Source organism: Sphingobium fluminis (genome assembly GCF_037723805.1).
In the GTDB taxonomy this organism is placed as follows: Bacteria; Pseudomonadota; Alphaproteobacteria; order Sphingomonadales; family Sphingomonadaceae; genus Sphingobium.
Window position 1 is genome coordinate 1 of sequence record NZ_JBBJUK010000011.1, and the last position, 7025, is coordinate 7025.

Genomic DNA, 7025 nt, shown 5'->3' on the forward strand with positions numbered 1-7025 from the left:
CGAGCGCCCCCCGGGGGGGGGGGGGGTGGGGGGCCCCCCCCACGTCCCGCCGCGATCGACGTGAACCTGCTCAAGACCTATGCTCCCTTCCGCGACTTTTACGAGAAGAGTGGGGGCACTGCGGGGGAGGAGGAGCCTGCCGCCAAAGCCGCGGTCGCGTCTGAGGCGACGCCCGAGGAGCAAATTGAGGCAGCGCACTCAGCGATTCAGGTAGCGCTGAAGGCTGACCTTCTGCTCCGCGTATTGGCGCAAAGCCCGGCCTTCTTTGAAAGGCTGATAGTCGAACTCTTGGTTGCGATGGGCTACGGCGGAAGTCACGATCGCGCCGCGCGCAGTTTAGGAAAGAGCGGCGATGGAGGGGTGGACGGCGTGATCGACGAGGACCGCCTGGGGCTCGATCGCATTTACATTCAAGCTAAGCGGTACGCTCGGCACGTCTCCGTTGGCCGCCCAGAGATGCAGGCATTTGTCGGCAGTTTGGTGGGGCTTGGCGCAACCAAAGGTGTATTCGTCACCACGTCGGGTTTCAGCGCGCCCGCTACGGAGTATGTCCGGCATATTCCGCAGCGTGTGATATTGATCGACGGCGAGCGATTGGCGGAATTGCTGGTCGAGCATGATGTAGGCGTCCGGGTAAGCCACACCATCTCGGTCAAGCGGATGGATGAGGACTTTTTCGTAGAGGATTGATTATCTCGACTGTCTCTACCGTATGCTCTCGGGCATGCCGCGTGTAAGCAATGATCGGTGCGAGCGACGGCGGATCGATCCTGAACCGGGTTATCGCACCAATCAATTTCCAGTCTGGCCCTCCGCTAAAATGCTGATTGTGCATCGCACCCGCCGCTTGGCCTTGCGGGCGGCCTGTTCGCACGTGGCGATGGCCTCGCGGTTTTCGCGCCTGATTTCGGCGGCCTGTGCGATTGCCTGCCAAGCCTCGGGGCTCTCAGCGCGCATCATCCGGCTAGCCATATAGTCTTTGCGATCAGCCTTGGAGGCATATTTATCATTCAACCACGCATCGAAATCCTTGCCCGATTTCTCCTGATTTGGAACCCCTTCAAGTAGCTGCAAATTGGCGAGGCTGTTGAAATTTGCGATGAAGAATTCAACGTCTTCATCGTCGATTCCTGCCTTCGACAAGCGCTTTTTGGTGAACATCTTTTTCGGAAAAATGTGATCTTGATGGAACTTGTTACGAAAATCCAGCGTCGGGTAAAGGAATGCTAGAACAGAGTAGGTGTACGCCTCGCCATAGCTGTAGTGGAGCAGGCTCACGATCTCGTCTTCGTCGAATGACAAGGATTTTGTGCCGCCCTTGAGCTTGTTTGCGATCTCCTCGAACGGAAAGCCCTGGGCGGCGCCGTTGATGACCTCACGAATAGGACGAAGCACGTTATCGGGCTGACCACTGAACGTGCGCTTAAGGAGAACGATCACCAGCCATTTGAAAATGGCTTTGCGGTCAGCCTCATATTTCGATGCAATGGCGAAATTATTGGGGGCGCCAATCTTCTTCAGATAATGGGCGATAGGGATCAGGGCGTTGTTGGATGTCAGCGTATCCCGGTGATAGCCGAGATTGGCCAGCAGGATGACTGCGGCGCTGATCGCTTTGGCGATGTCCTCCCACTGGCGCTCGATATTGAGCATGTTCGCCTTGTTGAAATTGTCCACCTTGAAGGCGATTTCCCGAAATCCGCCGAGGACGAGGCAGCATTTCAGGACGAAGTCCTTGTTGATGTTGAAGCCGTCGCCGATGGCATTTACCTCGTCAACGAATTCGGTGATCTCCTCACGTGCGTCCTTGTCCTTCCACTGGGCCGTGGCGATGGACAGCAGCAGGTCGGAATAATTGAGCTGGGTGCCGCCGCTGTTTACGCGGATGAAGATATTGAGAACCTTGTCGAGGTCCTCGCCGCGCTCCAGGAAGAAGTTGATTGACCTGCTTTTGTGTATGATGTCATGCAGCTTGAAGAGAGCCTTATTGGCCAGCCGAAACTTGTCGTTTCCGAACTGCGCAACATCATTGTTCAGCAGATAATCATTGACGTCGACCGGCTCGAGGATGTCGAGAATTTCGCCAACCTTAAACCAGAAATTGTCAGCGTCGCGAACCCGGCCTCCTTTTTTGTCAGGAAGCTGAATTGATACTCGATGTTGCTGTCTTCGGCGGGAGCATGGAACAGGTTCAAATAGAGATGCCGCTTGGGAAAAGCGGCATCATTGTCCCAGCGCTTGCGCGGCATCTTGTAGGCATATGACCCTTTGAGCCCGATATAAAGGGAGGTCAGGCGCTGTTGGCCGTCGAGAATGGCGATAATGCCGGACTCGCCGCTCAGGTTGGCTTTTGGGTTATGGTAGCTGTCGCGCTCGTGGTACTCGCGGACGAATTCATAAAACTGGTATTTGTCGACATTGTTGCGTTCGACTTCCCAGAAGAGAAATGAGTTGATTGGATAGTCCCGCATAAGGGAATCAAAGAGCGTTTCGATCTGATCGACGCTCCACACGAATTCGCGCTGGATTGCGGGAAGCAGGTAATTCTTGCGGTGAATGTTGTCGATGGCGTCCTTGATCGTAATCGGTTCGACAAATGCCATCTTTCTCTCCAGCCCCGCATAAGTTCGTTCCGCTCGATATCACCTCGTTCATTGGCAAAGGCAATGTCCGGACAGGCGTGAAAAATTCCGAGGGCAGCGGGAATTCTTGGAACAGCATACCGATTTCATGGAAGCAACAGCGGCCATCCGCAGCCCCGGTGCACGGCGAAAGTTGGCCGAATGCGGTCAGAGCATGCGGCTGACGCGGAAGGGCCGCTACAACTGGATCGGCCGCCAATACCGACCGGGCACTTTCCACCGAGGACCGACAATCAGGTGCTTTCTACGCGACCGCCCGCAGCCCCTTGCGTTGGATGATCGACAGCAGCCGGAGCGCAGGACCACCGGGGCGCTTCACGCCACGTTCCCAATCCGACACCAGATTGCGCGAGACGTTGAGATACGCGGCGAACACCGGCTGCGAGACATGCTCGCGCTCGCGGATCGCCCGGATTTCGTCGCCCGCCAGCGCCGGGGCGGGGGCAAGGCACGCCTCGTCAAAGGTGCGTAGCGTCGCGCGCGACACCACGCCCGCGTCGTGCGCGTCGCTCATCATCTCATGGATCGCGCCCGCGATCTCGCTGCGATAGCCCTTATTCCTCATCGTCGTTCCCATCGTCTATCTCTACCAGCGTTCCGGACGCCACCAGCCGGTCCAACTCCTCGTCGTTCCATTCCAACGCCTCGGTGGCCGCATCGCGCAACAAGGCGAGGTCGGCCTTCGATATGTTCGCCTGCGCGCTCTTGGCGAAACCGAACGCGAATATCGCCCGGTCGCCCTGCCGGAACAGGATCAGCGTGCGATAGCCGCCCGACTTGCCCTTTCCCGGCCGGGCGACGCGCTGCTTGATGACGCCGCCGCCAAGTTCGGCGTCCACCAACCCGCTTTCCGCGCGCTCCACGGCATCCCGCAGCGCCGAATCGGCAATCCGCTCCTTCCGCGCGAAACGCTCGAACCAGCCATTCTTGAAGACGCGCGTGATGGCGGCTCTCCTGTTCTTAACGTCATATATAACACAAAGCGTTATGGTTCAACGCGCCTCTAGCGCCTATATCGGCGCAACCGGCACTGAAATGCTCCCAATCGGCACTACAGTGCCCCACCCCTTGCGGCGCGGCATCGTCTGGCGCAGCGTGGGCCTCTGGCGGGCAGGCCTCCAAGATTTGGAGCGAAGCCATGAACGATTCGACCTGACCGATGCAATGCCACGTACAGTGGCGTTCGGCACTGAGCGGCGTGTTATTCGGGACGCAGTGGGAAAAATTCTACGGCGGGCGTGCTTTGCGGCAGCGCTACGCCGTGAACCGCCCTTGGACGCCGCTGAACGCCGTTCACCGCCGACCCTCACCCGCGCAAATCCGACTGGTCCCCAATGGCCCCATAACGCCTCTTGTCCGGGACGACGAGGTATCCAATGCTCTTGGGCGGGGGCGCGTGCAACATCCCGACGTGAAGAGACTGCCCCATGAACAATCCCGATCGTATCATTCGACTGAAAACAGTTCTGGCCCGACCGGCCTTTCCCGCACGACGCTCTATCGTAAGATGGGCGAAGGCACCTTCCCGCGCCAAGTAAAGATCAGCATCCATGGCGCTGGCTGGCATGAGTCCGCCGTCAATCGCTGGGTGGCCGATCCTGTCGGCTATCGCGACGATCACGCGGGGAGCCAGGTGCAATGACCGCACCTCCCCCACCCGATCCGATCTGCCTGCGCGTCAACGACGCGGCTCGCATGATCGGCGTCGGCCGCACCAAACTCTACGCGATGATCGCGGCGGGCGAGGTCGAGACGGTGAAACTCGGCAAGGCGACCCGCATCACGACCGCCAGCCTGCACGACCTCATCAAGCGGCAACGCGAAGGCTGACGGGTTCGGACGCCGTGGGGCCGGCGTCCGAACTGCTCCTCGGAGGCACCTTGTCCAGAAATTCCGCCCAGCGCGCCATGAGGCTGCGCCGCTTGTCGAAAAAGTCGGTGCGCCGATAGGCAGCTTCCACCTTGTTGGGCAGCTTGTGCGCCAACGCCTTGTCGGCAACCTCCTTGGGGAAGCGGGTCCGCTCCGATGACCAGTCGGTGAAGGCCGAACGGAAGCCGTGGACGGTTACGCCCTTGATCCCGTCATCGCGCAACAGCTTGGTCATGGTCATATCGCTAATGGCCTTTTCACCGTCATTGGAGAACACAAGGCCGGTGTCGCTGGTGCGCTCCCGCCACCGCTTGCGCAGCAGCACCACGGCGGGCGCAGACAACGGCACTACATGGGTTTCGCCCGCCTTCATGCGCTCTCCGGGAATGGTCCAGATTCCCTTATTCAGGTCGAACTCGGTCCAGACGGCAAAGCGTGTCTCACTGGAACGCACAGCGTTGTAGATGGTGAAGCGCAGCGCGTCGCGGCCCGTGGTCGGAGATGCGGCTGCCAGCTTCGTCATGAGCGCCGGAACGTCCGCGTAGGGCATGGCTTCCAGATGCCCGCCCTTGTCCACCTGACGGGGCAGGCCTTTGCGGACGGAGCGTAGCGAGGTCTCCTCCGCACGCCATCCCTTGATGTGGGCGAAATCCAGCACCGCGCCGATGCGTTGCAGGACACGCCGCGCCGTGTCGGAAATATCGAGCCAGATGGGTGACAGCACCTCCACTACGCAAGCGCTGTCCACCTCGTTCACAGGCTTGGTGCCGATCAGCGGAAAGACATGATTCTCAAGGCTGGATATCCAACTCGCATGGCGCTGGTTCTTCCATCCCTCCTTCATCGCGTCGTAACAGGCCCGCGCTGCCGCCTCGAAGCTCGGCATCACCTTGCGCGACCTGCACCGCTCGGCGACCGGATCGACGCCCTCGCGCACCTGACGGCGCAACACCGCCGCCGCGTCGCGCGCTTCGGCCAGCGACACGTCCCGCGCCGATCCCAGGCCATAATCGCGGCGCTTGCCCTGTCGCTGCATCCGCAGCACCCATGTCCGCGCGCCGCTGTCCTTGACCAGAAGACACAGCCCTCGGCCATCGACATGGCGGCCGGGCTTGGCGTTCTTCACCTTCAATGCAGTAAGGGCCATCGGTTCTATTCCCTGCCTGAAATGATCCCACAATCGTTCCCACATTTTGATGGGAATTCAGGCAAATCGAGGCGACCGACCGCGAACACGTTACAAGACAAATCACTATTTTTACAGTGTAGTTAGGAACGTCCCGGCATTGCCTGAGACAAAAGTTCTACACTCGTAGGGGTCACCAAGGCAAATCAAACACTTAGTGCCATTTAACCGTCAGAGATTTCAGTATTTCGGTAATGGATCGGTTCTAAACACGCTGAAACAGTGTGACAAATCCACGAGCTATTTGAGGGCCGTCCGACTGCCCGAACGACCCGCAGCGGATGTGACAACCGTCTAAGGTCTAGCGGCCAAGGGCTCGTAAGGCACTGCCTTTGCGTCTGCAGCAGTCCTCAGACTAAGCGATCTGGCCCGACTCGGCGAGTATCACGCGCTGGCCAATGTCCTGCACGGTAGGAAGCGGGCGTAGCCGAAGCTGTTCCTGATCGGCCTGCTCTTCCAACGCCCGGTGGGCCTCCTTCAAGGCTGCATGTTGCCTATCCGTAAAGATTGGATCGTGCGGGCTGGGCATCTGGACGATCAATTCATGGTGACGACTGAGAAACGCACCTGCGTCCTTGTCTCTATCTACTTTCAAATCCCAAAGCCGACGTTTTATGTGATCAACCGACTTCGTGATGCTGCCCGGTCCAAACTGGCCCTGTCAATCCATGCCCGTGGTCTATCAACCAGACATCCTTAAGCCTGCCAAAAAGCATGTTCCCAGCATGCCGGTCAATGTTTGCAATCCAGGTGTCGAATCCGTAGCACCGTCCGACCCCGACCCAGGATGAAATCGCCTGCAAAAGGCTTGCCTCACGAGATGGGTTTTATCGATACCGGAACACCACACTGGGCGATCTAACGTCCACACTGGCGAAAGCGATGTCATCCGCCCGGACCTTCTCGTCCACGGTCTACCGGCCCACGGAGAGGCTGACCTGTTCGGGTCGTTCAAGAAGGGTTCCTGTCGGGCGGCTTGAACGGCAGCACGGCAACGCCCGGGCTGCCACTCAATTACGGCCCGCGGACGATCAAGGGCTTTGAAGCCGGTGTGAAAGCGGCTTTGTTCGAGGGCGCACTGCGCACCAATCTGTTGGTCTACAACTATAAGGTCGGCGGCCTCCAGATCACGGCATTCGAGAATGGCATCGGCACCATTCGAAACGCTGGCGGCGTGCGGACAAAGGGCGTCGAGTTCGACCTAAATTATCGCTCGCCGATCGAAGGGCTGACGCTCAGAAGCGCCATAAACTATAATCACGCCAGCTATATCAGCTATTTCGGGCCCTCCTGGCGCGGACAATCAGGTCATCAAGGGCTGGCTCGAT

The 7025-nt window shown here is 59.0% G+C and carries 10 protein-coding genes and 1 pseudogene; 5 read left to right on the forward strand and 6 right to left on the reverse strand.

The window, feature by feature from the left end; all coding sequences use genetic code 11:
• Window positions 1–60: 60 nt before the first annotated feature.
• Window positions 61–690: a restriction endonuclease gene (locus tag WG907_RS18010; protein ID WP_340234986.1), complete on the forward strand. Its 630-nt coding sequence runs from the start codon at window positions 61–63 to the stop codon at window positions 688–690.
• A gap of 102 nt (window positions 691–792) precedes the next feature.
• Here the strand turns inward: WG907_RS18010 and WG907_RS18015 are convergent, their stop codons facing one another.
• Entirely contained in the window at window positions 793–1653 is an 861-nt protein-coding gene (locus WG907_RS18015; RefSeq protein WP_340234988.1) for a DUF6118 family protein, read from the reverse strand.
• On the opposite strand from WG907_RS18015, the gene WG907_RS18020 reads away from it, so the two are divergent.
• Window positions 1570–1944, forward strand: a complete 375-nt coding sequence (locus WG907_RS18020; protein ID WP_340234990.1) for a hypothetical protein — start codon at window positions 1570–1572, stop codon at window positions 1942–1944. The two genes, WG907_RS18015 and WG907_RS18020, sit on opposite strands and share 84 nt — an antisense overlap.
• Before the next feature lie 89 nt (window positions 1945–2033).
• On the opposite strand, the gene WG907_RS18025 is transcribed toward WG907_RS18020, so the two are convergent.
• The 3 genes from WG907_RS18025 to WG907_RS18035 form a co-directional block, all read right to left on the reverse strand.
• Window positions 2034–2603, reverse strand: a complete 570-nt coding sequence (locus tag WG907_RS18025) for a DUF262 domain-containing protein (RefSeq protein WP_340234992.1) — start codon at window positions 2601–2603, stop codon at window positions 2034–2036.
• 283 nt (window positions 2604–2886) lie between these two features.
• Window positions 2887–3207, reverse strand: coding sequence for a type II toxin-antitoxin system RelB family anti-toxin transcriptional regulator (relB, locus tag WG907_RS18030; protein ID WP_340234994.1), 321 nt, complete (start codon window positions 3205–3207; stop codon window positions 2887–2889).
• Window positions 3197–3631, reverse strand: coding sequence for a type II toxin-antitoxin system RelE/ParE family toxin (locus WG907_RS18035; RefSeq protein WP_340235000.1), 435 nt, complete (start codon window positions 3629–3631; stop codon window positions 3197–3199). The genes relB and WG907_RS18035 overlap by 11 nt, the downstream gene beginning before the upstream one ends.
• A 438-nt stretch (window positions 3632–4069) precedes the next feature.
• On the opposite strand from WG907_RS18035, the pseudogene WG907_RS18040 reads away from it, so the two are divergent.
• A pseudogene (locus tag WG907_RS18040) lies at window positions 4070–4284 on the forward strand (helix-turn-helix transcriptional regulator).
• Window positions 4281–4472, forward strand: a complete 192-nt coding sequence (locus tag WG907_RS18045; RefSeq protein WP_340234995.1) for a helix-turn-helix domain-containing protein — start codon at window positions 4281–4283, stop codon at window positions 4470–4472. Before WG907_RS18040 ends, WG907_RS18045 begins: the two are co-directional and overlap by 4 nt.
• On the opposite strand, the gene WG907_RS18050 is transcribed toward WG907_RS18045, so the two are convergent.
• Together WG907_RS18050 and WG907_RS18055 are read right to left on the reverse strand one after the other, a co-directional pair.
• The gene (locus tag WG907_RS18050) at window positions 4450–5658 is read right to left on the reverse strand and encodes a tyrosine-type recombinase/integrase (protein WP_340234996.1); all 1209 of its coding nucleotides are present in this window, start codon (window positions 5656–5658) and stop codon (window positions 4450–4452) included. The two genes, WG907_RS18045 and WG907_RS18050, sit on opposite strands and share 23 nt — an antisense overlap.
• A 394-nt stretch (window positions 5659–6052) precedes the next feature.
• Complete coding sequence (locus WG907_RS18055) at window positions 6053–6178, reverse strand: hypothetical protein (RefSeq protein ID WP_340234997.1); 126 nt, start codon at window positions 6176–6178, stop codon at window positions 6053–6055.
• A 495-nt stretch (window positions 6179–6673) separates the two neighbouring features.
• Between WG907_RS18055 and WG907_RS18060 the strand changes: the two genes are divergently transcribed.
• Window positions 6674–7025: TonB-dependent receptor domain-containing protein (locus WG907_RS18060; RefSeq protein WP_340234999.1), on the forward strand; the 352-nt coding region annotated here is incomplete at its 3' end.